General features: G+C 71.8%; 20 protein-coding genes, 1 tRNA gene and 2 pseudogenes. 10 read left to right on the top strand and 13 right to left on the bottom strand.

What is annotated here, in order from left to right; all coding sequences use genetic code 11:
• Positions 1 to 393: pseudogene (locus tag JWR81_RS33455) on the bottom strand (shikimate dehydrogenase); the annotation flags it as partial.
• Positions 394 to 434: 41 nt separating this feature from the next.
• On the opposite strand from JWR81_RS33455, the gene JWR81_RS33450 reads away from it, so the two are divergent.
• Entirely contained in the window at positions 435 to 3,659 is a 3,225-nt protein-coding gene (locus JWR81_RS33450) for a carboxyl transferase domain-containing protein (protein WP_297661939.1), read from the top strand.
• Between the two features lie 213 nt (positions 3,660 to 3,872).
• Positions 3,873 to 4,031 (top strand): annotated as a pseudogene (locus JWR81_RS34645) (TrmO family methyltransferase); the annotation flags it as partial.
• Here JWR81_RS34645 and JWR81_RS33445 read toward each other — a convergent pair.
• Positions 4,021 to 4,290 (bottom strand): MSMEG_0570 family nitrogen starvation response protein, encoded by a 270-nt coding sequence (locus JWR81_RS33445; protein WP_297661947.1) that lies wholly within the window; start codon positions 4,288 to 4,290, stop codon positions 4,021 to 4,023. The pseudogene JWR81_RS34645 and the gene JWR81_RS33445 overlap by 11 nt on opposite strands.
• A 59-nt stretch (positions 4,291 to 4,349) precedes the next feature.
• Here JWR81_RS33445 and JWR81_RS33440 point away from each other — a divergent pair, with 59 nt between their 5' ends.
• From JWR81_RS33440 to JWR81_RS33420, 5 genes are all read left to right on the top strand, one after another.
• Positions 4,350 to 5,087 (top strand): SDR family NAD(P)-dependent oxidoreductase, encoded by a 738-nt coding sequence (locus JWR81_RS33440; protein ID WP_297661937.1) that lies wholly within the window; start codon positions 4,350 to 4,352, stop codon positions 5,085 to 5,087.
• Positions 5,088 to 5,195: 108 nt separating this feature from the next.
• Entirely contained in the window at positions 5,196 to 6,062 is an 867-nt protein-coding gene (locus JWR81_RS33435) for an ABC transporter permease (protein WP_297661935.1), read from the top strand.
• Positions 6,059 to 6,865 carry an ABC transporter ATP-binding protein gene (locus JWR81_RS33430; RefSeq protein WP_297661933.1) on the top strand — a complete coding sequence of 269 codons (807 nt, stop codon included), beginning with the start codon at positions 6,059 to 6,061 and terminating at the stop codon, positions 6,863 to 6,865. The genes JWR81_RS33435 and JWR81_RS33430 overlap by 4 nt, the downstream gene beginning before the upstream one ends.
• Positions 6,862 to 7,659, top strand: coding sequence for an ABC transporter permease (locus tag JWR81_RS33425; protein WP_297661931.1), 798 nt, complete (start codon positions 6,862 to 6,864; stop codon positions 7,657 to 7,659). Before JWR81_RS33430 ends, JWR81_RS33425 begins: the two co-directional genes overlap by 4 nt.
• 22 nt (positions 7,660 to 7,681) lie before the next feature.
• Complete coding sequence (locus JWR81_RS33420; RefSeq protein WP_297661928.1) at positions 7,682 to 8,833, top strand: ABC transporter substrate-binding protein; 1,152 nt, start codon at positions 7,682 to 7,684, stop codon at positions 8,831 to 8,833.
• Between the two features lie 249 nt (positions 8,834 to 9,082).
• Here JWR81_RS33420 and JWR81_RS33415 read toward each other — a convergent pair whose 3' ends face one another.
• The 3 genes from JWR81_RS33415 to JWR81_RS33405 all read right to left on the bottom strand — a co-directional run bounded on the left by JWR81_RS33415 (position 9,083) and on the right by JWR81_RS33405 (position 11,622).
• Positions 9,083 to 9,499 (bottom strand): MarR family winged helix-turn-helix transcriptional regulator, encoded by a 417-nt coding sequence (locus JWR81_RS33415; RefSeq protein ID WP_297661921.1) that lies wholly within the window; start codon positions 9,497 to 9,499, stop codon positions 9,083 to 9,085.
• 431 nt (positions 9,500 to 9,930) lie between these two features.
• The gene (locus tag JWR81_RS33410) at positions 9,931 to 10,500 is read right to left on the bottom strand and encodes a DUF309 domain-containing protein (RefSeq protein WP_297661919.1); all 570 of its coding nucleotides are present in this window, start codon (positions 10,498 to 10,500) and stop codon (positions 9,931 to 9,933) included.
• Positions 10,501 to 10,524: 24 nt separating this feature from the next.
• The gene (locus tag JWR81_RS33405) at positions 10,525 to 11,622 is read right to left on the bottom strand and encodes a HoxN/HupN/NixA family nickel/cobalt transporter (protein ID WP_297661917.1); all 1,098 of its coding nucleotides are present in this window, start codon (positions 11,620 to 11,622) and stop codon (positions 10,525 to 10,527) included.
• 104 nt (positions 11,623 to 11,726) lie between these two features.
• On the opposite strand from JWR81_RS33405, the gene JWR81_RS33400 reads away from it, so the two are divergent.
• A complete protein-coding gene (locus JWR81_RS33400; protein WP_297661915.1) occupies positions 11,727 to 12,869 on the top strand; it encodes a dipeptidase in 1,143 nt (380 codons plus the stop codon).
• 21 nt (positions 12,870 to 12,890) lie between these two features.
• Here JWR81_RS33400 and JWR81_RS33395 read toward each other — a convergent pair.
• A tRNA-Leu gene (locus JWR81_RS33395) sits at positions 12,891 to 12,964 on the bottom strand.
• Between the two features lie 193 nt (positions 12,965 to 13,157).
• Between JWR81_RS33395 and JWR81_RS33390 the strand changes: the two genes are divergently transcribed.
• Positions 13,158 to 13,727, top strand: coding sequence for a response regulator (locus JWR81_RS33390; protein ID WP_297661945.1), 570 nt, complete (start codon positions 13,158 to 13,160; stop codon positions 13,725 to 13,727).
• Between the two features lie 10 nt (positions 13,728 to 13,737).
• Here JWR81_RS33390 and JWR81_RS33385 read toward each other — a convergent pair whose 3' ends face one another.
• From JWR81_RS33385 to JWR81_RS33355, 7 genes are all read right to left on the bottom strand, one after another.
• Positions 13,738 to 14,451: an ABC transporter ATP-binding protein gene (locus JWR81_RS33385; protein WP_297661913.1), complete on the bottom strand. Its 714-nt coding sequence runs from the start codon at positions 14,449 to 14,451 to the stop codon at positions 13,738 to 13,740.
• Positions 14,438 to 15,358, bottom strand: a complete 921-nt coding sequence (locus JWR81_RS33380) for an ABC transporter ATP-binding protein (protein ID WP_297661911.1) — start codon at positions 15,356 to 15,358, stop codon at positions 14,438 to 14,440. The genes JWR81_RS33385 and JWR81_RS33380 overlap by 14 nt, the downstream gene beginning before the upstream one ends.
• Complete coding sequence (locus tag JWR81_RS33375) at positions 15,358 to 16,497, bottom strand: branched-chain amino acid ABC transporter permease (protein ID WP_297661910.1); 1,140 nt, start codon at positions 16,495 to 16,497, stop codon at positions 15,358 to 15,360. The genes JWR81_RS33380 and JWR81_RS33375 overlap by 1 nt, the downstream gene beginning before the upstream one ends.
• Positions 16,494 to 17,489 carry a branched-chain amino acid ABC transporter permease gene (locus JWR81_RS33370; protein WP_297661943.1) on the bottom strand — a complete coding sequence of 332 codons (996 nt, stop codon included), beginning with the start codon at positions 17,487 to 17,489 and terminating at the stop codon, positions 16,494 to 16,496. The genes JWR81_RS33375 and JWR81_RS33370 overlap by 4 nt, the downstream gene beginning before the upstream one ends.
• Positions 17,490 to 17,596: 107 nt before the next feature.
• Positions 17,597 to 18,694 (bottom strand): branched-chain amino acid ABC transporter substrate-binding protein, encoded by a 1,098-nt coding sequence (locus JWR81_RS33365; RefSeq protein WP_367278897.1) that lies wholly within the window; start codon positions 18,692 to 18,694, stop codon positions 17,597 to 17,599.
• Positions 18,695 to 19,516: 822 nt separating this feature from the next.
• Positions 19,517 to 19,909, bottom strand: a complete 393-nt coding sequence (locus tag JWR81_RS33360) for a hotdog fold thioesterase (protein WP_297661941.1) — start codon at positions 19,907 to 19,909, stop codon at positions 19,517 to 19,519.
• An 88-nt stretch (positions 19,910 to 19,997) separates the two neighbouring features.
• Complete coding sequence (locus JWR81_RS33355; protein ID WP_297661907.1) at positions 19,998 to 20,816, bottom strand: class I SAM-dependent methyltransferase; 819 nt, start codon at positions 20,814 to 20,816, stop codon at positions 19,998 to 20,000.
• A gap of 320 nt (positions 20,817 to 21,136) precedes the next feature.
• Between JWR81_RS33355 and rpsA the strand changes: the two genes are divergently transcribed.
• A complete protein-coding gene (gene rpsA / locus JWR81_RS33350; protein ID WP_297661906.1) occupies positions 21,137 to 22,618 on the top strand; it encodes a 30S ribosomal protein S1 in 1,482 nt (493 codons plus the stop codon).
• Positions 22,619 to 22,816: the final 198 nt, after the last annotated feature.

Below are 22,816 nucleotides of genomic sequence, written 5' to 3'. Positions count from 1 at the left end.
GCCGAGGACGACGGCGCGCCCGCCCGCGCCCGGACCGCCCGGCCCCGGACCGCCCAGCCCCGCCCCGCGAAGCGCGGCGACGATGCCGATGACGTCGGTGTTGTCGGCGAAGCGCCGTCCGTCGGTGAGCACGAGGGTGTTGGCGGCGCCGACGGCCGCGGCCGTCGACGAGACCTCCTCGGCGACGCCGAGGACGACGCGCTTGAGCGGCATGGTCAGCGACAGCCCGGCCCAGCCGCAGCCCAGCCCGGCCACGAACCCGGCCAGCCCGGCCTCGTCGCACTCGTGGAGGTCGTAGCTCCATCCGTCGAGGCCGAGCGCCCGGTAGGCGGCGGTGTGCAGGACGGGGGAGAGCGAGTGGGCGACTGGGGAACCCAGGACGGCGGCACGCATCGGGTCAGTATGGCCGTCGCCGCTGAGGCAGGATGCGGATCATGCCGCTCGCCCGTCTGCTGGTGGCCAACCGTGGCGAGATCGCCGTCCGGGTGCTCGACGCGGCCGCCGACCTCGGGCTGGCCGCCGTCGTCGTGCGGGCCGCCGACGAGCCGGGGGACGGCCGAGCGCTCCCCGGCCGCGGCCCCGCCGCCTACCTCGACGCGGAGGCGCTGGTCGCCGCCGCGGTCGCCACCGGCTGCGACGCCGTCCACCCCGGCTACGGCTTCCTCGCGGAGGACGCGGGGTTCGCGCGAGCGTGCGTGGCGGCCGGGCTGACCTGGGTCGGGCCGTCGCCGGAGCTGCTCGACCTGTTCGGCGACAAGGCCGCCGCCCGCGCCCACGCCGTCGCGCTGGGGGTGCCGGTGGCCGCGGGAACGGGGGCGGTCGACCTCGCCGGGGCACGGGCGTTCGCGGCCGGGATCGAGGGCCCGGTGATGGTGAAGGCCGTCGGGGGCGGCGGTGGTCGCGGGATGCGGGTGGTGGCGCCCGGGGAGGACATCGGGCCGGCGTTCGAGCGCTGCCGGTCGGAGGTGGGCGGGGACGTCCTCGTGGAGGAGCTGCGGGTCGGGGCCCGCCACGTGGAGGTGCAGCTAGTCGGCGACGGTCAGCGCGTCGTGGCGATGGGCGACCGCGACTGCAGCGTGCAGCGCCGCCGGCAGAAGCTCGTCGAGATCGCCCCCGCCGGTGACGTGCCCGCCGGGCTCCACGAGGCCGCGGTCCGGCTCGCCGCCGGCCTGCGCGGCGTCGCCACCGCGGAGTTCCTGGTGGATGCGGCCGGGTTCGTGTTCCTCGAGGTCAACCCCCGGATCCAGGTGGAGCACACCGTCACCGAGGAGGTCACCGGCGTCGACCTCGTCGCGGCCCAGCTGCGGATCGCCGGCGGGGCGACGCTCGCCGGCCTCGTCCTGGACGCCGCGCCCGTACCGCGCGGCAGCGCCGTCCAGGTGCGCGTCAACGCCGAGACGCTCACCGCCGACGGCGAGGTGCGCCCGGGTGCGGGCACGCTGACGCGGTTCGCGCCGCCGTCCGGGCGCGGGATCCGGGTCGACACGGCCGCCCGGGTCGGCACGGTCGTCGACCCCCGGTACGACCCGCTGCTGGCCAAGCTGGTCGTGAGCGGCGCGGACCGTCCCACGGCGGTCGCCCGCGCGGCCCGCGCCCTCGCGGCGTTCGAGCTGGACGGGGTGGCCACGAACCGGGGCCTCCTCGCGGCGATCCTGGCCAGTCCCGGCCTCTCGGCGGCGACCACGACGTTCGTCGACGACCATCGGGTGGAGCTCCTGGCTGCGGCCGAAGCACGGCACAGCGACGCCCCGCCGCCCGGGGCGACCCCGCCTGGCGCCTCCGCGCGCGCGGAGCACCAGGCCGATGGCTCGCTCCCGGAGGGCTCGGTCGGCGTGCGCGCGCCGCTCGCGGGCGTGGTGGTGGAGGTCGTCGCCGCGGGCGAGCTGCTCGCCGGGCCGGTGGCCGTGCTGGAGTCGATGAAGATGGAGCATCCCGTCGCCGCTTCGGGGCGGGTGGTGCGCGTCGCGGTCGCGGTGGGCGACGTCGTGGCGGAGGGCGACCTGCTCGCCGTCGTCGACCCCGCCGACGCCCCGGACGGCCCGGCCGGGACCGAGGAGATCGACCCCGATCACGTCCGCCCCGATCTCGCCGAGGTCCTCGCGCGGCGCGCCGCCCTGCTCGACGACGCCCGCCCCGAGGCCGTCGCCCGCCGCCGGCGCACCGGGCAGCGCACCGCCCGGGAGAACGTCGAGGACCTCTGTGACCCGGCCACGTTCCGCGAGTACGGCGGCCTCGTCGTGGCCGGGCAGCGCCGCCGCCGCACCCTCGACGACCTCATCGCCCGCACCCCCGCCGACGGCCTGGTCGGCGGCATCGGCGAGATCGACGGGCGGCGCTGCGTGGTGGCCGCCTACGACTACACGGTGCTCGCCGGCACGCAGGGCTTCCAGGGCCACCGCAAGACCGACCGGCTCATCCACCTCGCGCAGCGCCACCGCCTGCCGTTCGTGCTGTTCGCCGAGGGCGGCGGCGGGCGGCCGGGCGACACCGACCACGTGACGGTCTCGGGCCTGGAGCTGACGACGTTCGCCGGGTTCGCGCGGCTGTCGGGCACGGTGCCGGTGGTGGCGATCGTGTCGGGCCACTGCTTCGCGGGCAACGCCGCGCTGGCCGGGTGCGCCGACCTGATCATCGCGACGGAGGGCGCGAGCCTGGGCATGGGCGGCCCGGCCATGATCTCCGGTGGCGGGCTGGGGGAGTTCGCGCCGGGCGAGGTCGGCCCGATGGACGTGCAGACCCGCAACGGCGTGGTCGACGTCCTGGTGCCCGACGAGGCCGCGGCCGTGGTGGCGGCGAAGCACTACCTCGGGCTGGTGGCGGACGCGGCTGGTGCGCCGGGGTGTGCAGAGCCGCTCTGCGCACCAGGGAGCACCGCGGCCGCCACCGTCGCCCCCGCCGCGTATCGGTGCGCAGAGCAAAGGACGCTCCGCCACCTCGTGCCCGAGAACCGCGTCCGGGCCTACGACGTGCGCGCGGTCGTCGAGACCCTGGCCGACACCGGTTCCGTGCTGGAGCTGCGACCGGCGTTCGGGGCGGGGATCGTCACCGCGCTGGCCCGGATCGCCGGACGCCCCGTCGGGATCATGGCCAACGACCCGCGCCACCTGGGCGGAGCGATCGACGCCGACGCCGCCGACAAGGCCGCCCGCTTCCTGCAGCTCTGCGACGCGCACGGCCTCGGCGTCGTCTCCTTGTGCGACACCCCGGGCTTCATGGTCGGGCCCGACGCCGAGCGCACCGCCACCGTGCGGCACGTGTCGCGGATGTTCGTGGCCGGGGCGAACGCCCGCGTCCCGCTGGTGTGCGTGGTGCTGCGCAAGGCCTACGGGCTGGGCGCGATGGCGATGGCGGGCGGCGGGATGACCGAGCCGGTGATCACCGTGGCCTGGCCCAGCGGCGAGTTCGGCGGGATGGGTCTGGAGGGCGCCGTGCGGCTGGGCTACCGCGCCGAGCTCGACGCGTTGCCCGACGACGCGGCGCGCGAGGAGCGCTACCGGGAGCTGGTGGCCGAGCTGTACGAGCGCGGCAAGGCGCTCAGCACGGCGACGGTGCTGGAGATCGACGACGTGATCGACCCGGCCGACACGCGCGCGGTGATCGACGCCGCACTCGGCGCCGCCGCGGTCGGGGAACGGGCGGATGTCGTGGACACCTGGTGACCGGGTAGGAAGACGCGTCCCGCACCACCGCCGAGCACGAGCGCCACTTCACCGACCTCGTGGCGCACCGCCGGGTCGCCGCCGGGCACAACGTGCCGCAGGAGGCCCCCGCGGAGTTCGCCGCGGCCGTGATCGACGTCGCGGCCCACATCGAGGCGGCCCGATGACCGGCGGGTACCGGGTCCGCCCGATCGGTGGTCGCACCGGGCCCACCGCACCGTGCCGCGCACCCGCCCGCGTGACGGCCCGCAGCGGCGGGTGACGGGTGTGTTCGCCACGCGCTCGCCCGACCGGCCCGACCCGGTCGGCCTGCACCGCGTGCACACGTACTGGAGGTCGACGGCACGCGTGCGCGGCCCTGCTATCTCCTGAAGCGCTCCACGCGCACGTCACCCTCGGGGAATGCGGACGCCGTGCGCTCGATCGTGGCCAGCGAGATCGCGGACTCGGCGCAGCCCATTCCGTACTTGGCCCGGACGCGGTCGCTCGCGATCATCAGCGACGTCCGGCAGCGTTCCACGAACTCGGCCACCGGGTACGCGGCCCCGGGTTCCAGGTACTCCTCCACGATCAGGGACGGGGAGTAGAACTCCTGCTGGGATCCGTCGGGCCAGCGGACGGCGAAGAGCATCTCGGGCACCCCACCACGCTAGATCGACGCTGTTTCCGGCATGTGTCACGCTCCCTCGCGTGACGCGGACGGTGGTGGTGCTCGGAGGTCGCAGCGAGATCGGGCTGGCGGTGGCGCGGCGGCTCGCGCCCGGCGCGACGGTGGTGCTCGCGGCCCGGCGCAGCGGCGACCTCGACGCCGAGGAGACGACCGTCCGCGAGGCGGGTGCGGTGGCGGTCGAGCGCGTCGAGTTCGACGCCGACGATCTCGCCTCCCACCAGCCGCTGCTCGACGGCCTGGTGGCCCGGCACGGCCGGCTCGACGTCGTGGTGGTCGCGTTCGGGCTGCTCGGCGAGCAGTCCCGCGCCGAGGCCGACCCCGAGCACGCCGTGCAGATCGTGCACACCGACTACGTCGCGCACGTCGCGATCCTGACCCGGCTGGCCACGCTCCTGCGGGCCCAGGGAGACGGCACTCTCGTCGTGTACTCCTCGGTCGCGGGTGCCCGGGTGCGCCGCGCCAACTACGTCTACGGCTCGGCGAAAGCAGGCCTGGACGGTTTCGCCAGCGGCCTGGCCGACGCCCTGCACGGCACGGGCGTGCGCCTGCTGCTCGTCCGGCCCGGGTTCGTGATCGGCCGCATGACCGAGGGCATGACGCCCGCGCCGCTGTCGTCCACCCCCGGCCAGGTGGCGGACGCCACGGTCGCCGCGCTGCGGTCCGGACGGAGCGAGGTGTGGGTGCCGGCGGCCCTGCAGCCGGTGTTCGCGCTGCTCAGGCACGCTCCGCGAGCGTTGTGGCGGCGGATGCCCCGCTGATCGGCTGCTCCTGTTGGCAACAGGCAGGTGATGCCGTAGTCATGAACTCCTCGCAGGATCGCACTCTCGCCCCGATCGGGTGAGGGGACGACGTCAGGAGTCGCGCGCATGATCAGCAGATCACGCCCAGTGCTGACCGCCGTCGCCGCGTTCGTCCTCCTGGCCGTGGCGTGGGAGCTGGCCAAGCTGGTGCTGCCCGCCGACGGCGTGCTCGTCGGGGGCACCCGGCTGCTGCCCCGCACCGACGACGCGGCGATGCCACACGTGTGGACGGTCCTGGGCCGCCTGGGCGACCCGGAGGTCGCGGCGCCCGGGGCCCGCCCGATCGGCGTCGCGGTCGCGTCCGGTGCGCTGTTCACGCTGGGACTGGCGCTCGGCGGGCTCGTGATCGGCGGAGTGTTCGGGGTGCTGCTCGCCCTGGTGATGCAGCGCTCCGGCCTCGTGCAGCGGGCTGCGCTGCCCTACGTCGTGGCGTCGCAGACGGTGCCGCTCATCGCGGTCGCGCCGCTCGTCGCCGGCTGGGGAGGCAGGATCCAGATCCTGGGCATGGCGTGGCAGCCCTGGACCAGCGTCATGGTCATCTCCGCCTACCTCGCGTTCTTCCCGATCGCCGTCGGCATGCTGCGGGGGCTCAGCTCGCCGGCGACGGCCGACGTCGAGCTGTTCCACTCCCTCGCCGCCGGCTGGTGGACCACGCTGCTGCGCCTGCGGCTGCCGGCCTCGGTGCCGCACGTCGTGCCCGCGGTGCGGCTGGCGGCCGCCGCGGCGGTGGTGGGCGCGATCGTCGCGGAGATCTCCACGGGCACGCGCGGCGGCATCGGCCGGTTGATCATCTCCTACGCCCAGGCCGCAACGGGCGACCCGTCGCAGATGTACGCCGCGATCCTCGGTGCCGCCGTGCTCGGGCTCGTCGCGGCCGCCGCGGTGGCCCTGCTGGACGTCGGGCTGAAGCGGTACCGGGGGAGTGTCGGGTGAGTGCCGTGGAGCTGGCGGGCCTGGACAAGCGCTTCGGCCCCGAGGACAGCGGAGTCCACGCCCTCGACGGCATCGACCTGACCGTCGCCGACGGCGAGTTCGTCTCGCTCATCGGCCCGTCGGGCTGCGGGAAGTCGACGCTGCTGCGGGTGGTGGCCGACATCGAGGAGCCGACGGGCGGCACCGCGCTGGTGGCGGGCAAGGACCCGCGGCAGGCCCGGCTCGACCAGGAGTACGGCATCGCGTTCCAGGCGGCGGGGCTGCTGGAGTGGCGCACGGTCGCGGAGAACGTCGAGCTGCCGCTGCAGGTGCACGGCATGGGCAAGGCGGAGCGCCGGGCGCGGGTCGCGGAGCTGCTGGCGATGGTGGGGCTCGCCGACTTCGCCGGGTCGCGCCCCGGCGAGCTCTCGGGCGGCATGCAGCAGCGGGTGGCGATCGCCCGCGCGCTCGCGCCCAGCCCGCGGCTGCTGCTCCTGGACGAGCCGTTCGGCGCCCTGGACGAGATGACGCGCGAGCGCATGCAGGCCGAGCTGCTGCGGCTGGCCCGCGAGACCGGCGCCGCCGTACTGTTCGTGACGCACTCGATCCCCGAGGCCGCCGTGCTGTCGGACCGCGTGGTGGTCATGTCGCCGCGCCCGGGGCGGATCACCGAGATCGTGGACGGCTGTCGCCCCGGCGCCGGTCCGTGTGTCGGTCCCGGCGACCTCGCCCCGGACCACATCGACGACGTCCGCGAGTCGAGCGCGTTCTTCGCGGCGATCACGGCGGTCCGCGAAGCCCTCCGCAAGGGCCACGGGTCGTGACCGCGCCCCGTTCCGACCGGCGTGCCGCACGTCGGGGCGCGGTGGGGTTCTCGGGCGTGTGGCCGCCGGTCGTCCTGGGGCTGCTCGTGCTCGTCGGGTGGCAGGTCGGCGTCACCGCGGCCGGCGTGCCCGCGTTCCTGCTGCCCGCGCCCACCGCCATCGGCGCGCAGATCGGGGCACAGCTCCCCGTCATCCTCGAGACCACGTCCGTCACCGGCGGCAACGCGCTGGTCGGGCTCGTGGCGGGGTTCCTGGTCGGGGTCCTGCTCGCGCTGCTCGCGTCGGCGTCGCGGCTGATCGCGGAGCTGACGACACCGGTGGTGCTGGCCGCGAGCGCCGTGCCGATCGTCGCACTCGCGCCCGTGTTCACCACGATGTTCGGCTCCACCACCGAGATCCCGCGGCGGCTCGTGGTCACCGTGGTGGTGGTCGTTCCCGTCTTCGTGTCGACGGCGCGGGGGCTGCGCGCGGTGGCGCCCGTGCACGCCGAGCTGATGACCGCGCTGGCGGCCACCCCGGCACAGTTCGCGCGGTTCGTCCGGGTGCCCGGCGCGGTGCCGTACATCGCGACCGGCCTGCGGCTCGCCGCTCCGGCCGCCGTGATCGCCGCGATCGTCGCCGAGTACTTCGGGGGACTGCAGAACGGTCTGGGCAGCCGGATCTCCTCGGCCGCCGCCAACACCGCCTACGCGCGCGCGTGGGCCTTCGTCGCCGCCTCGATCGTGCTGGGGCTGGTGTTCCACCTGGCCGGGCTGCTCGCCGAGCGGCTCGCCACCCGCCGTCGTCCCATCTGACCACCACCCCCCGGAGGCCCTGTTGTCCCGACGATCCCTGCGACTGCTCGCTGTCGCGGCCGCCCTGTCCGCGGCGGTCACCGCCGCCTGCTCCACCACACCGCAGGCCGGTGACAGCTCCACCACCCCGGCCGCCGGCGGCCTGACGCCGGTGTCGCTGCAGCTGCAGTGGTTCACCCAGGGCCAGTTCGCGGGCTACCTCGCCGCGAAGGAGATGGGCTACTACTCCGACCAGGGCCTCGACGTCACGATCAAGGAGGGTGGCGTCGACATCGTCCCGCAGACGGTGCTGGCCCAGGGCCAGGCCGACTACGCCATCGCGTGGGTGCCCAAGGCACTCGCGTCGCGCGAGCAGGGCGCAGGCATCACCGACGTCGCGCAGGTCTACCAGCGCTCCGGCACGCGCCAGGTGTCGTTCAAGGAGAAGAACATCACCGGCCCTGCGCAGCTCGCCGGGAAGAAGGTCGGCAACTGGGGCTTCGGCAACGAGTTCGAGCTGTTCGCCGGCATGTCCCAGGCCGGGATCGTGCCCGCCACCGGCGTGACGCTCGTGCAGCAGCAGTTCGACATGCAGGGCCTGCTGTCGGGTGACATCGACGCCGCGCAGGCCATGTCCTACAACGAGTACGCGCAGGTACTCGAGGCGAAGAACCCTGCCACCGGCCGGCTCTACCAGCCGTCGGACTTCAACGTCATCAACTGGAACGACGTCGGCACGGCGATGCTCCAGGACGCGATCTGGGCCAACACCGAGAAGCTGTCCGACCCGGTCTACCAGGACACCACGACCAGGTTCATCGCCGCCTCGCTCAAGGGCTGGGTGTACTGCCGTGACAACGTGCAGGCGTGCCGCGATATCGTCGTCAAGGCCGGATCGAAGCTCGGGGCGAGCCACCAGCTGTGGCAGATCAACGAGGTCAACAAGCTGATCTGGCCCTCGCCCGCGGCGGGCGCCGGCTCGATCGACACCGCCGCCTGGGCCCAGACGGTCAAGGTGGCCCGCACCGCGGTGAACGCCGACGGCCAGACCGTGCTCACCAAGGACCCCGACGCGCAGGCCTACACCAACGACTACGTGGCCAAGGCGATCGACATGCTCAAGGCGCAGGGCGTCGACGTGGTGGATAGCAGCTACAAGCCGATCACCGTGACGCTGAACCCCGGCGGCAGCTGACCGGAGGTCGTGCGCGGCGTCAGGCGCGCCGGCCCGTGGCGAGCAGGTCGTGCCAGGCGCCGTCGTCCGGTTCGCCGGTCCCGATGATCCCGTCCCCCCCGGAAGCGCGGTGGTGGGCATGCGGGCCATGATCGCCCGGCCGCAGGTGGGGGACCAACGGATCCCGTTGCGCGAGTTCTCACCGATGCAACATGCGGGTGCAAGTATGTCGAGATGTCATCACGCATCGGCCCATGGGTCGACGGCGGTTCAGCGGCTGAGGCGTTCCAGCAGGTCGGTCAGGCGGGCGAGGTCCGCCTGGTCCAGGTCGGCCACGACGTCCTGCTCGGCGAGGGCGACCCGCGGAGCGAGGGCGGCATGCTCCTCCTGGCCACGCTCGGACAGGAACACCAGGATGCGCCTGCGGTCCGCCTCGTCCGGCCTGCGGTAGACCAGCGTCGACTCGATGAGGCGGTCGACGATCTTGGTGAGCGTCGGCGGTGGCACCATCGCGTGGGTGGCGATCTCGGTCATCGGGTGACCCTCGCCGTCCGACAGCAGGTCCAGGACCCGCCACTGCTCGAGCGTCGGGCCCCCGAGGGCGGCCTCGACCCGGCGCGACATGCGGTGCTCGAGCCGGCCGACCAGGAGTCCCAGCGATGCCGATGCGGTCCTGCTTTCACCCACTTCGCCGGCCCTCCGTTCCTGAACGGGCGATGACATCGACCGTTCCATAGTAAAAACTGTCAAGAGGAAGTTACAGGATCAGGGCCGAACCCGTGAGGAGGTGACTCGATGGTGGGCAAGCTCTCGGCCCGAACCTGTGCGCGGTGCTGCTGAAGGACCTCGGCTACCTGGACGCCTGATCCGACGCGGACGCCCAGACCGCGTAGAGGACGCCCAGACCGCGTAAAGGAGGTCCCCCGGGGCCGTCGCGGTCGAAGAAGCCCGGCGGGAACACGGTGCTCGGGTCGGTCACGGTCCCGACCCCAGGTCGGGGGCCACCCTCCGCGTCAGTGGCGGCTGTCGGGCCGATCCGCAGCGGAGTGGGACGCTCCACCGCGGAGGGTGTCCCGCGCAGGCGGCGCCTTTCGGGGCCACGCTCCGCGCTGTGGCAGCTATCGGGGCTGGTCCGGTGCCGATTTTTGCTCCATCGCGGAGGGCGCGCGCCGCAGCCGGGGCCGCAGGTCGGCTCCGGCCGGGCCGGTGCCATCGATGAGGCGGGCCGTGTGGCCGGCGAAGGCGGCCAGGCCTGTGACGTCGAGCTGTGCGGGCACCGGGCCGCCCCAGCCGGCCAGCCGTTCCGCGGCCCGCTCCAGCAGGGAGACCGCGCCCCGGGTGTTGCCGCGCTGGGCGTGGGTGAGGCCGACGGCGAGCTGGGCCAGGCTTCGCCACAGCTCCCGCTCCGCGGCGGGGGAGGCCTTCCACGCGGCCTCGAGGACGTCGTGTGCGGGGAACGGCAGCCCCGCGTCAAGGAGGCGCTGGGCCTCGGTCACCGCCTCGTCGGCGGTGAGGACGAGGTCGTCGGGCACCCGCTCCACGCCCGTCGCTCCCCGGGGGAGCGGCCGTCCCGCCGCGTCGCGGGGGCGGGCGTTGCGGGGCCGGCCGCCGGCGTCGCGGTCGCGGTCGGAGGGGCCCCGGTCGGAGCGGCTCGTGCCTGAGGGGTCACGGTCGGACGGTGGGGGCATGCCCCCACCGTCGCACGCCGGGGCTCAGGTGGACTCGACCGGCGTCGCGTCGGCCGTCCAGCGCTCCTCGATCCTCCCGAACCGCCAGACACCCAGCGCCAGCAGCCATGTCGCCACGAACAGGCCCACGATGACGTAGCCGACGTGCTCCAGGTCGAGGCCGGCGATCGCGGCCAGCGGGCCCGAGGTGGCGCCGGTCTCGGTGGCCAGCAGCTGCAGCAGCTCGATGCCGCCGATCACGAGGGCCACCAGCACGGACAGCGCCGTGACCGTGAGGTTGTAGAAGACCTTGCGCACCGGCTTGAGGAACGCCCAGCCGTAGGCGGCGGACATGAACACGCCGTCGGCGGTGTCGAAAAGGCTCATGCCGGCTGCGAACAGCACCGGCAGCACGAGGATCGCGTACCAGGGCAGCGCGAACGCCGCGGCGCCGCCGGCCAGCACCAGCAGCGTCACCTCGGTGGCGGTGTCGAAGCCGAGCCCGAAGATGAAGCCGACGGGGAACATGTGCCACGGCTTGTTCACCATGCGCAGGACCTTGCCGAGGATGCGGGCGAGGAAACCGCGGGAGTTGAGGTGGTGCTCGAGCTCCGCTTCGTCGAGCTCCTCGGACCGCATGCGCGCGAACACCCGGCCGATCCCCACCAACGCGATGAGGTTGAGGAGCCCCAGCGCCACCAGGAACGCGCCGCTGATGATCGTCCCGGCGACGCCGAGGACCTGACGGGCCGCCGAGCCGTCGTCGTCCAGCGCGCTGGTGACGGTGCGCACCCCGAGCGCGAGGAACAGGCAGAGCACGAACACCACCGACGAGTGGCCCAGCGAGAACCAGAACCCGACGCCGCGCGCCCGCTGACCGTCGCCCACCAGCTTGCGGGTGGTGTTGTCGATGGCCGCGATGTGGTCGGCGTCGAACGCGTGGCGCATGCCCAGCAGGTACGCCGTGAGGCCAAGGCCCGTGCCGAACGCACCCTGCGTCCCCACCGAGTAGCCGGCCGGATCGACGATCGCGATCATCACGAACCAGCCCATCGCCGTGAGCAGGGCGATGAACCCGGCCATCCCTCCCACATGGAGCCAGTCGGTGCGGTCGAAGCGCTTCGGCGCCGTCGGTGCGGTCATGTGGCAATGATTGTGGACTTGTTCAGATGAGAGAAGGGGGCTGTCCGGAACGCCCTGAAAGATCCGGAACCTGAGGTCGGAGGTCGTTTCCGGATACTGGAGCCATGGACACGAACGCCACTCACGACCGGGTCCTGGCCCTGCTCGAGGCCACCCCGCTCGTCGACGGGCACAACGACCTGCCGTGGGCGCTGCGGGCCCTGGGAGGCCCCGACCCGGCCGCGGCAGTGGCCCGCACCGACATCACGGTGGGCGTGCCCGCCCTGCAGACCGACCTACCGCGGCTGCGCGCCGGCCGCGTCGGCGTGCAGTTCTGGTCGGTGTTCGTGCCGTGCTCGCTGACCGGCGCCGCCGCCACCGCCGCCGTCCTGGAGCAGGTGGAGCTCGTGCACCTGCTCACCGAGACCTACCCGGACGACCTGGCGCTCGCCACCACCGCGGCGGCGGCCCGAGCCGGGTTCGACGGCGGCCGCGTGGGCTCGCTGCTCGGCGCCGAGGGTGGCCACTGCATCGACGGCTCGCTCGGCGTGCTGCGTGCCCTGGGCCGGCTCGGGGTCCGGTACATGACGCTGACGCACAACCTCAACACCGACTGGGCCGACTCGGCCACCGACGAGCCCGTGCACGGCGGGCTCACCGACTTCGGCCGCGACGTAGTACGGGAGATGAACCGCATCGGCATGCTCGTGGACCTCTCCCACGTCGCCGCCACCACGATGCGCGACGCGCTGGCCGTCACGAGCAGGCCGGTGGTGTTCACGCACTCGTCCTGCCGCACCGTCACCGACCACCCCCGCAACGTGCCCGACGACGTGCTCGCCGCCCTGCCCGGTAACGGGGGAGTGTGCATGGTGACGTTCGTCCCGCGCTTCGTCTCCGCGGCCGCTGCAGCGTGGGACCGCGAGCTGCAGGACGCGATGGGCGCGGCCGGTCTCGACCACCGCGACCACCGTTCTCGCGACGCCTTCGAGCAGGCCTGGACCGGGCGCCCGTGCCCGCAGGCCACGCTGGACGACGTCGTCGCGCACGTCGAGCACGCCCGCGAGGTGGCGGGCGTCGACCACATCGGCATCGGCGGTGACTTCGACGGCACCCCCGAGCTGCCCGTCGGCCTGGAGGACGTCTCCTGCTACCCGGCCCTGTTCACGGCGCTGCTCGACCGCGGCTGGAGCGAGGACGACTGCGCGAAGCTGGCCGGCCGCAACGCCCTGCGCGCGCTGGGGGACGCGGAGGTCGCGGGCGCGTGAAGCAGGTCAACGACGATACGGTGCCCTCGGTGGGATTCGAACCCACACTGTGCGGTGTTTGAGACCGCTATCTCTGCCGGTTGGATTACGAGGGCTTCCGCCGGGATCTTAGCGGGTGCCCGGGGGATCACCGACGTCACAGCGCCGGGCGGGTCGCCGCGTCCCTCCCGGCCGCTATTCTGAATCCTTCCGGTTCCACCCTTCCGGTGAAGGAGTAGCCCTGTGACCCAGCAGGTTTCCGAGGAGAGCACGCCCAGCAACGACCCCGGACCCGTTGTCGGACTCCGGGTGCTGGTGGTGGAGGACGAGGCGCTCATCCGCCTGGACCTCACCGAGATGCTCAGCGAGGAGGGCTACGTCGTCGCCGGTGAGGCGGGCGACGGGGAGCAGGCCGTCGAGCTCGCGCGGTCGCTCGAGCCCGATCTGGTGATCATGGACGTCAAGATGCCGAAGGTCGACGGCATCGCGGCGGCCGGGATGATCGTCGAGGAGCGCATCGCCCCCGTCGTCATGCTCACGGCCTTCAGCCAGCGTGATCTCATCGAGCAGGCACGTGATGCCGGTGCCATGGCCTACCTGGTCAAGCCCTTCGCCCGTCACGAGCTCGTGCCGGCCATCGAGCTGGCCGTGTCCCGCTTCGCGGAGAAGCGCGCGCTGGAGGACGAGGTCGTCACGCTCACCGAGCGGCTGGAGACCCGCAAGGTCGTCGACCGCGCCAAGGGCCTGCTGATGACCCGCCAGTCCATGTCGGAGCCGGAGGCCTTCCGCTGGATCCAGCGCACCGCGATGGACCGCCGCACCACCATGAAGGCCGTCGCCGAGGCCGTCGTCGACGGGCTGGCCGCGCCCAAGCCGTGAGCGAGCCCCGTCAGGCCACGCCCAGGTACGCCTCCTTGACCGACGGGTCGTCGAGCAGCTCACGGCCCGTGCCGGTCTTGACGATCCGGCCGGTTTCGATCACGTAGGCCCGGTCGGCACGCGACAGCGCCTGCTGCGCGTTCTGCTCGACGAGCAGGACTGTGGTGCCCTGCTCGTTGATCTCGGTGATGATCCGGAAGATCTGCTGGATGAACTGAGGCGCGAGCCCCATCGACGGCTCGTCGAGCAGCAGCAGTCGCGGCTTGGCCATCAACGCCCGGCCGATCGCCAGCATCTGCTGCTCGCCGCCCGACATGGTGCCGCCGACCTGCGTCCTGCGCTCGGCGAGACGGGGGAACAGGGCGAAGACGCGGTCCAGCTCCTGGGCGAGTCCCTTGCGGTCCTTGCGTGTGTAGGCGCCCATGTCGAGGTTCTCCATGACCGTCATCCCGGGGAACACCCCGCGCCCCTCCGGTGACTGGGAGATCCCGCGCACAACCCGCAGGTCGGCGCGGAGGGAGGTGATGTCCTCCCCGTCGAACGTCAGCGTGCCCGACGAGATCGGCCGGATGCCGGAGATCGCGCGCATCGTGGTGGTCTTGCCGGCGCCGTTCGCGCCGATCAGCGTGACGACCTCGCCCTCCTCGACGGTGAGCGATATACCCGACAGGGCCTGGATCCGGCCGTAGTGGGCGCAGAGGTCTGCCAGTTCAAGCAACGCCATCGTCGGGGACTCCCAGGTAGGCGGCAACCACGGCCGGGTTGTCGCGGATCTCCATCGGCAGGCCCTCGGCGATCTTCTTCCCGAACTCCAGCACGACGATCCGGTCGGTCACGCCCATCACCAGACGCATGTCGTGCTCGATGAGCAGCACCGTATAGCCGTCGTCACGGATCTTCCGGATCAACCCCATGAGGTTGTCCTTCTCCGCCGGGTTGAAGCCCGCGGCTGGCTCGTCCAGGCACAGCAGCTTGGGCTCGGTGGCCAATGCCCGGGCGATCTCGAGGCGGCGCTGGTAGCCGTAGGGCAGGTTTCGGGCCTTGTCGGCGGCCCGGTCGGCGATCCCGACGAACTCGAGCAGCGCCATCGCCCGCTCCACGGCCTCGCGCTCCTCCCGGTGGTGCCGGGGGAGCCGGAGGAGAGCGCCGACCACGCTCGTCCGGTGCCGGGCGTCCGCCCCCACCACGACGTTCTCCAGCGCCGTCATCTCGCCGAACAGCCGGATGTTCTGGAACGTGCGCGCGATCCCGAGACGCGTGATCTGGTAGCGCTGCTGGCGGCCGAGCGGCTTGCCCTCGAGCCGCACGCTGCCCGACGTCGGCCGGTACACGCCGGTCATCGCGTTGAAACAGGTGGTCTTGCCGGCCCCGTTGGGTCCGATCAGGCCCAGGATCTCGCCGCGCCGGATGTCGAACGACACGCTGTCGAGGGCTACGAGCCCGCCGAAGCGCATGGTGACGTCCTGCAGGCTCAGCAGCGTGTCACCGACGTCGACGGCGATCTCCCGGTCCGGCGCGACGACCTCGGCAACCTCGGCCTGGTGCACCTCCCGTTCGGCTGGTGTCATCCGTTCCAGCTCGGCGACGATTCCACCGTCCACCTCGGTGTCGGGCCCGGTGTCCTCGGCCATCAGGAGGTACGTCCCTCGGCGGTGAGCGAGCTGTCCTTGCTGAGCTGTTCGGGCCGCCCGACCAGCCGCTGGTAGGCGGTCCGGCCGTTGGCCAGCAAGCGCTGGCGGGCGCCGAGCAACCCCTGCGGACGGAAGATCATCAACACGATGAGAGCCACTCCGAAGATGAGGTACTTGTAGTCGGCGAGCGCGGTGAAGCGGTCGGGGATGTAGGACACGAGGAACGCCCCCAGCAGCACGCCGACCTTGTTGCCGGACCCGCCGAGCACCACGGCCGCCAGGAACAGCACGGACGTCGGCACGTCGAACTTCTGGTTGTTGACGAACCCGACCTGGCCGGCGAACAGCGCCCCGGACAGGCCGCCGATCGCGGCTCCGATGACGAAGGCCCACAGCTTGAACCGGATGGTGGGCACGCCCATGATCTGGGCGACGTCCTCGTCCTCGCGGATGGCCACCCACGCGCGGCCGACCCGGCTGCGTTCCAGATTGCCCACCAGCAGCAGGACCACGATCGTCAGCGTCACGACGAGCCAGTACCACGCGGTGCCGTTGGAGTTGGAGAAGATCGGCTGACCGTCGGATCCGATGCCCGGTGGGCTCCCCACCTGCTGGAACCCGACCTGCCCCTTCAACGGCGTGACGATCGTGGCGAGCAGCCGCACGATCTCGCCGAACCCGAGGGTGACGATCGCCAGGTAGTCGCCGCGCAACCGCAGCGTGGGCGCGCCCAGGATCAGGCCGAAGACCATGGTCACCACCATCGCCAGCGGGAGGCAGGCGAGGTAGGGGAGCTTGGCGGCCATCGAGTCGGGGCTGGTGAAGATGGCCGCGACGTAGGCGCCGATCGCGAAGAACCCGACGTAGCCGAGGTCGAGCAGGCCGGCCTGGCCGACGACCACGTTGAGCCCGACGGCGACGAGCGCGAAACGGGCGGCGTTGAACATCGCGATCGGGAAGTTGGTGCCCGGCTCGGTGGTCAACAGCGGCGGGTCGAGCACCGGCAGCAGGTAGATCAGGACCACCACCGGGATCAGCATGGCCCACTGCTGCGGGCGGGAGAGGCTGTTCCACCGGTCGCGCCATGGCCCGCGGACGCCGGTACGCCCCGCCGCAGGGGCGTTCGTCGTGGTGGTCATACCCGTGCCTTTCCCAGCGACTCGCCCAGGATGCCGGTGGGCCGCACCATCAGGATGACGATGAGCACCACGAACGCGACGACGTCGGTCCACTGCGCGCTCCCGAGCAGGGTCTGACCGTAGTTCCCGATGATGCCGAGCAGCAGCCCGCCCAGCAGCGCACCGCGGATGTTGCCGATGCCGCCGAGCACCGCTGCGGCGAACGCCTTGATGCCGAGGATGAAGCCGCCGTTGTACTGGACGCCCGAGGGCACCTTCATCACGTAGAACAGCGATGCGGCGCCCGCGAGGATCCCGCCCACCAGGAACGTCAGCATGATGACGCGTTCCTTGTTGACCCCCATGAGGGTCGCCGTGTCGGGGTCCTGCGCGACAGCGCGCAGCCCGCGGCCCAGCCGGGTGCGGTTGATGAACACGTCGGCGATCACCATGATCAGCAGGGCGGCGACGATGATCGTGATCTGCTGGTTGTCGACGTCGGTGCCGAAGACGCTGAAGATCGGCTCCGGCCGGAACATGATCAGAGCCTGCTCCGGGTTCGCCCCGCGCCAGATGAAGATCAGGTACTGCAGGGTGAACGAGGCGCCGATCGCGGTGATGAGGAAGACCAGCGGGGGAGCGCCGCGGCGCCGCAGCGGCCGGTAGGCGACCCGCTCCAGGATCACCGCGACGATGCCGGACACCACCATCGCGGCGACCATCGCCAGCGCGAGGTCACCCACCAGTGCCCCGACGCTCAGCCCGGGCGCCGACGAGCCGAAGCCCAGCGCCGAGAGCGTGAAGAACACGGCATAGGCGCCGACGATGAAGACCTCGGAATGCGCGAAGTTGATCAGTCTGAGCACGCCGTAGACCAACGTGTAGCCCATCGCGATGAGGGCGTAGATCGCGCCGTAGGCGAGGCCGTCGATCGTGTTGCTCCAGAACTGCTGGACGAAGCTCGTCGTGTCGAACGAGATCCAGTCGGGTCCCTGGGCGAGAAGAGTGGTCAGCACGGGCTCACGTTCCTGGCCTGGGGACAGGCATGCCCGCCGGCGACGACGTCGTCACCGGCGGGCATGCCCGTCGTCCGTATGCGGAAATGGTCGTCGGCGGTCGGTTAGGAGATGGTGCCGACGTAGACGATCTTGCCGTTCTCGACCTTGTATCCGTACACCGCCGTGGTGGCGAGCTCACCCGTCGCGTCCCACTGGAAGTGCTTGCTGAAGCCGTCGGCGTTGTAGTTCTTGACGAACTGCAGCAGCCCCGCCCGGTCCTTGATGCCGGAGTCGATGCCCTTGAGCAGGATCGTCGCGGAGTCGTAGCCCTCGAGCGAGTACGTCCCGGGAGCCGCCCCGCCGCTCACGCCCTTGTATGCGTCGGCGAACGTCGGCAGCAGCTCGCCCGGCACACAGGGGCAGGTGAAGAACGCGTTGCCCGAGGCGTCACCCGCGAGCTTGATGAACTGGTCGTCCTTCACACCGTCCGGTCCGACGAACGTGCCGGTGTAGCCCTTGTTGACCAGCTGCTGGTCGAGCGGTGCGCCCTCGGCGTAGTACCCCGAGTAGAACACGGCGTCCGGCTTCGCATTGATGATCTTGCTGACGACGGCCGAGAAGTCCTTCTGGCCGGTGGTCACCTTGTCCTGGCAGTCGGCGGCCGCGCCGCCGAGCGCGCCGTTGATCGCCGTGGCCAGGCCGATGCCGTAGTCGGAGTCGTCCTGGATGACGCAGACCTTCTTGGCCTGCAGCTTCCCGGTGATGAACTTCGCAGCCGCCGGGCCCTGCACGGAGTCGTTGCCCAGAGCACGGAAGAACGTCGTCCAGCCGTTCTTCGTCAGGCTCGGGTTCGTGGCCGACGGGGTGAGGTGCACGAGGCCGGCCTGCTGGAAGATCTGTCCGGTCGCCTTGGACTCGCCCGAGAACGGCAGCCCGATGGCGCCGAGGATGTCGGGCTCGTTGACCACCTGGGTGACGACGCCGGGCGCCTTGCCGGGGTCACCCTCGGTGTCGAACTTCTTGAACGCGACCTGGCAGCCCGGGTTGGCCTTGTTGTGCTGGTTGACGGCGAGCTGGACGCCGTTGTAGATGTTGATGCCGAGCTGGGCGTTGGCGCCGGTCTCGGCGCCCGCGTAGGCGATGCTGATCCCGCTGCTGCACGTCGCCTTGCCGTCGCCTGCCGGCGTCACCGCGTCGGGAGGCACCGGCAGGTTCGTCACCGCCGGTACATCGACCTTGCCGGCGCCGCCACCGCTGGGCGCCGGGGTCGAGCCCGTGTTCGCCGCACAGGAGGCCAGCGCAAACGACAGCACGACCGCCGCCGACAACGTCCGCGCGCGTGATGATCGAGACAACTGCTACCTCCATGAACCGAATGACCGCTGGGTGACGCGGCCGCCACCCCGATCGGGGAATGGCACGGGCTGAAAAGCTAGCCTTTCGTGGTTGGGTTGCACAGGAGCGTTCAACGCTCTGTTCCCACATCGTGATCAATGGACAGGGCGAACGATCTGCGGGTGTCAGACGGCGGGTCTCCACGTCCGGGACCGTTGACGCTGGGCGCCAACGCCGTCACGGCGCCCGTCCGGCCCTTCAAGAGCTACTTCCGGGTGGCCACCACCGACCTCGAGCAGGGCCCCGTTCGGCGCCCGGTACCTGATCGGCGAGGCCGGCGAGAAGAACATCGCGGTAATCGATGACGGCAAGACCTGCGGAGCCGGTCCGGCCGACCGGGCGGCGATGGAGATCGCGAGCTCGGTGGCAAGGTCGTCGCGCGGGAGAAGGCCGGCCTCCCCGCGGCGAAGGCGTTCACCGACGGACCTGCTGCCCACGTCGGTGTCCCAGATGCCAACGGCCTGGTTCTCGGCTCGTTGACCGCGCTCGGACACACGATGTTCTTCGAGTCGTCCAGCTGATCCACCGCACGCCGGCCATCGAGACCCACGACGCCACCAACGTGATCATCTCTGCGCTGGCGAAGGGCGGGGCGTTCGCACCCGTTCGCGGGTTCGACGTGCGCTGCCGCGGGCCGAGGTCGGCTCTCAGCGCGCCGTGGCGGGCAGCGTGTCGCGGTGCAGGCAGGTGAGCTTGGCCGTGCACGTGCGGCGGCCCCGCTCGTCGGTGATCACGATCTCGCTGGTGGACGTGCTGCGCCCTACGTGGACGGGCCGGGCCACGCCGGTGACCCAGCCCTCGGTGGCTGAGCGGTGGTGGGTGCAGGCCAGCTCCAGGCCGACGGGGAAGCGCTCGGGCATCGCGTGCAGCGCCGAGAGGGTGGAGCCCAGCGTCTCGGCGAGCACCGCGCTGGCACCGCCGTGCAGCAGCCCGAACGGCTGCTTGTTGCCCGCCACGGGCAGGCGGCCGACCACCTCGTCGAGGCTCATCTTCAGGATCTCGAGCCCCATCCGGTCGGCCAGCTGCTCGACGCCCAGCATTGGAGGCAGGTTCTCGGGATCGATCGGCACCGTTCGACCTTATGCAGTGCGGGGACATCACCGCCGTGAGACCCCGGTGCGGCCGGACTCAGCCGGGCCGGCGGCAGACGAAGATCGCGGTGCCGGGGAACAGGGCGCCCCGCAGCGGCGACCACTGGCCCCAGATCCGTTCGCGGCCCTCGGGCCACTCCGGCTCCACGACGTCGTCGAGCACGAGCCCCGCGGCCACGACGTCGCGCACGCGGTCGCCCAGCGTGCGGTGGTGCTCGACGTAGGTGGCCGCGCCGGCCGCGTCGACCTCCACGTACGGCGTCCGGTCGAAGTACGACTGCTGGACGACCAGCCCGTCGGGGCCCGGGTCGTCGGAGAACATCCAGCGCATGGGGTGGTTGACGGCGAACACCCAGCGCCCGCCGGGCCGTAGCACGCGGCACACCTCGCGCATCACCTGCCGGGGGTCCGCGACGAAGGGGACGGCGCCGAACGCGGAGCACGCCACGTCGAACACCGCGTCGCCGAACGGCAGTCGTTCCGCGCCCGCCTGCACCAGCGGAACGGGCACACCGGTCGAGACGCCCAGCGCCGCGGCATGGCGCAGCATCGTCCCCGACAGGTCCAGCGCCACCGGCCGTGCCCCGTTCACGGCGAGCCAGCGCGAGCACGGCGCCGATCCGGCACCCACCTCCAGCACCCGTGCCCCCGCCACGTCGCCGAGCAGCCGGACGTCGGCCTCGCGCAGCCCCTCGGGACACCAGACGAAGTCGGCGTCGCCGATGTCGGGACCGTGTTCGGCCAGGTAGTCGGCCGCGTCCGCGTCCCACCACAGGCGGCTCGCGCGCTGCGACTCCGCCTCGTCCACCGGCCGCCTCGCGACCGCCGCGGTGCCCAGCTCCTCCTCCGCGCTCACCGCACTCGCTCGCTGCGCGAGCTCGGCGCTGCGCGCAGGGCACTGTGTTCTCGGTTCGCTCCGCAAGCTCCGCTCACGGGGTCATCGTGGCAGTTCGGAGGGGGGTACCCGCGTTGCCCCGGTGATCCGGTCCCGCGTAGCATGGGGAGCGCATTGTGGTCAACGTCGCGTCAGGCTCCCCGGGGTTCGTCCGGGTCGCCCGGTTTTCTCGACCGCACTGGTCTCCATCGTCAAGCTTTGAGGGTGACAGCACCACGTCACAAGCCGTACACCACCAGGTCCGCACCACCAATCCATCCATCACCGGAGCACCCCACTACATGTCCACCGACACCACCACCGCCCCGACCTCTTCGACCCCGCAGGTCGCCATCAACGACATCGGGTCGGAGGAGGACTTCCTCGCCGCCATCGACCTGACGATCAAGTACTTCAACGATGGCGACATCGTCGAAGGCACGATCGTCAAGGTCGACCGCGACGAGGTCCTGCTCGACATCGGCTACAAGACCGAGGGCGTCATCCCCTCGCGGGAACTGTCGATCAAGCATGATGTGGACCCCGCCGAGGTCGTGTCGGTCGGAGAGCACGTCGAGGCCCTCGTCCTCCAGAAGGAGGACAAGGAAGGCCGCCTGATCCTGTCCAAGAAGCGCGCGCAGTACGAGCGCGCCTGGGGCACGATCGAGGCCCTCAAGGAGGCCGACGAGCCGGTCGAGGGCACGGTCATCGAGGTCGTCAAGGGCGGCCTGATCCTGGACATCGGGCTCCGCGGCTTCCTCCCGGCCTCGCTGGTCGAGATGCGCCGCGTGCGCGATCTGCAGCCGTACGTCGGCCGCAAGATCGAGGCCAAGATCATCGAGCTGGACAAGAACCGCAACAACGTGGTCCTGTCCCGCCGTGCGTGGCTGGAGCAGACCCAGTCCGAGGTGCGCAGCGAGTTCCTCAACCAGCTGGCCCGTGGCCAGGTGCGCAAGGGCGTCGTCTCCTCGGTGGTCAACTTCGGTGCGTTCGTCGACCTCGGTGGTGTCGACGGCCTGGTGCACGTCTCCGAGCTGTCCTGGAAGCACATCGACCACCCGTCCGAGGTCGTCGAGGTCGGCCAGGAGGTCACCGTCGAGGTCCTCGACGTCGACCTGGACCGCGAGCGCGTCTCCCTGTCGCTCAAGGCCACGCAGGAAGACCCGTGGCGCCTCTACGCCCGCACCCACGCGATCGGCCAGATCGTGCCGGGCAAGGTCACCAAGCTCGTCCCCTTCGGTGCGTTCGTGCGCGTCGACGAGGGCATCGAGGGCCTGGTGCACATCTCCGAGCTGGCCGAGCGCCACGTGGAGATCCCCGAGCAGGTCGTGCAGGTCGGCGACGAGCTCCTGGTCAAGGTCATCGACATCGACCTCGACCGGCGCCGGATCTCGCTGTCGCTCAAGCAGGCCAACGAGGGCGTCGTCGGCGACGAGGAGCAGTTCGACCCCGCCGCCTACGGCATGGCCGCCTCCTACGACGAGCAGGGCAACTACCTGTACCCCGAGGGCTTCGACCCCGAGACGCAGGAGTGGCGCGAGGGCTTCGAGTCCCAGCGCGAGGAGTGGGAGAAGCAGTACGCAGAGGCCCAGGCTCGCTTCGAGGCGCACCGCAAGCAGATCGCCGCGGCGAAGGAAGCCGACGCCGAGGCAGCTGCGGGTGGCAGCTACTCCAGCGACGACGCCGCCGGTCCGGACGCCCCGGCCGCCACTGGTGGCGGCGGCACCCTGGCCAGCGACGAGGCCCTGGCCGCGCTGCGGGCCAAGCTCGCCGGCGGTGAGTAAGCAGGAACAGCTCTGAACCACTGAGGCCCAGGACCGATCCGGTCCTGGGCCTCAGTGGTTCATCCCCCGATCTCGGGCGCACGAAAGCGGCCCCGGACGATGTCCGGGGCCGCAGTGGTTCATCCCCTGATCTGGGGCGCGCGGAAGGGGCCCCGGACGATGTCCGGGGCCTCTCTCGTGTGAGTCAGAGGCTGAGAA

Origin of the sequence: Pseudonocardia sp. (genome assembly GCF_025965585.1) — a bacterium.
GTDB lineage: Bacteria > Actinomycetota > Actinomycetes > Mycobacteriales > Pseudonocardiaceae > Pseudonocardia.
This window is presented reverse-complemented; position numbering and strand designations above follow the sequence as displayed.

Bases quoted from the DNA above. Each gene is read 5' to 3' on its own strand.
- JWR81_RS33410 (WP_297661919.1), bottom strand. From the start codon at position 10,500: ATGCCCCCACCGTCCGACCGTGACCCCTCAGGCACGAGCCGCTCCGAC.
- JWR81_RS33360 (WP_297661941.1), bottom strand. From the start codon at position 19,909: ATGCTGGGCGTCGAGCAGCTGGCCGACCGGATGGGGCTCGAGATCCTG.
- JWR81_RS33445 (WP_297661947.1), bottom strand. From the start codon at position 4,290: ATGCTCTTCGCCGTCCGCTGGCCCGACGGATCCCAGCAGGAGTTCTAC.
- JWR81_RS33400 (WP_297661915.1), top strand. From the start codon at position 11,727: ATGGACACGAACGCCACTCACGACCGGGTCCTGGCCCTGCTCGAGGCC.
- rpsA (WP_297661906.1), top strand. From the start codon at position 21,137: ATGTCCACCGACACCACCACCGCCCCGACCTCTTCGACCCCGCAGGTC.
- JWR81_RS33450 (WP_297661939.1), top strand. From the start codon at position 435: ATGCCGCTCGCCCGTCTGCTGGTGGCCAACCGTGGCGAGATCGCCGTC.
- JWR81_RS33405 (WP_297661917.1), bottom strand. From the start codon at position 11,622: ATGACCGCACCGACGGCGCCGAAGCGCTTCGACCGCACCGACTGGCTC.
- JWR81_RS33380 (WP_297661911.1), bottom strand. From the start codon at position 15,358: ATGGCCGAGGACACCGGGCCCGACACCGAGGTGGACGGTGGAATCGTC.
- JWR81_RS33435 (WP_297661935.1), top strand. From the start codon at position 5,196: ATGATCAGCAGATCACGCCCAGTGCTGACCGCCGTCGCCGCGTTCGTC.
- JWR81_RS33385 (WP_297661913.1), bottom strand. From the start codon at position 14,451: ATGGCGTTGCTTGAACTGGCAGACCTCTGCGCCCACTACGGCCGGATC.
- JWR81_RS33375 (WP_297661910.1), bottom strand. From the start codon at position 16,497: ATGACCACCACGACGAACGCCCCTGCGGCGGGGCGTACCGGCGTCCGC.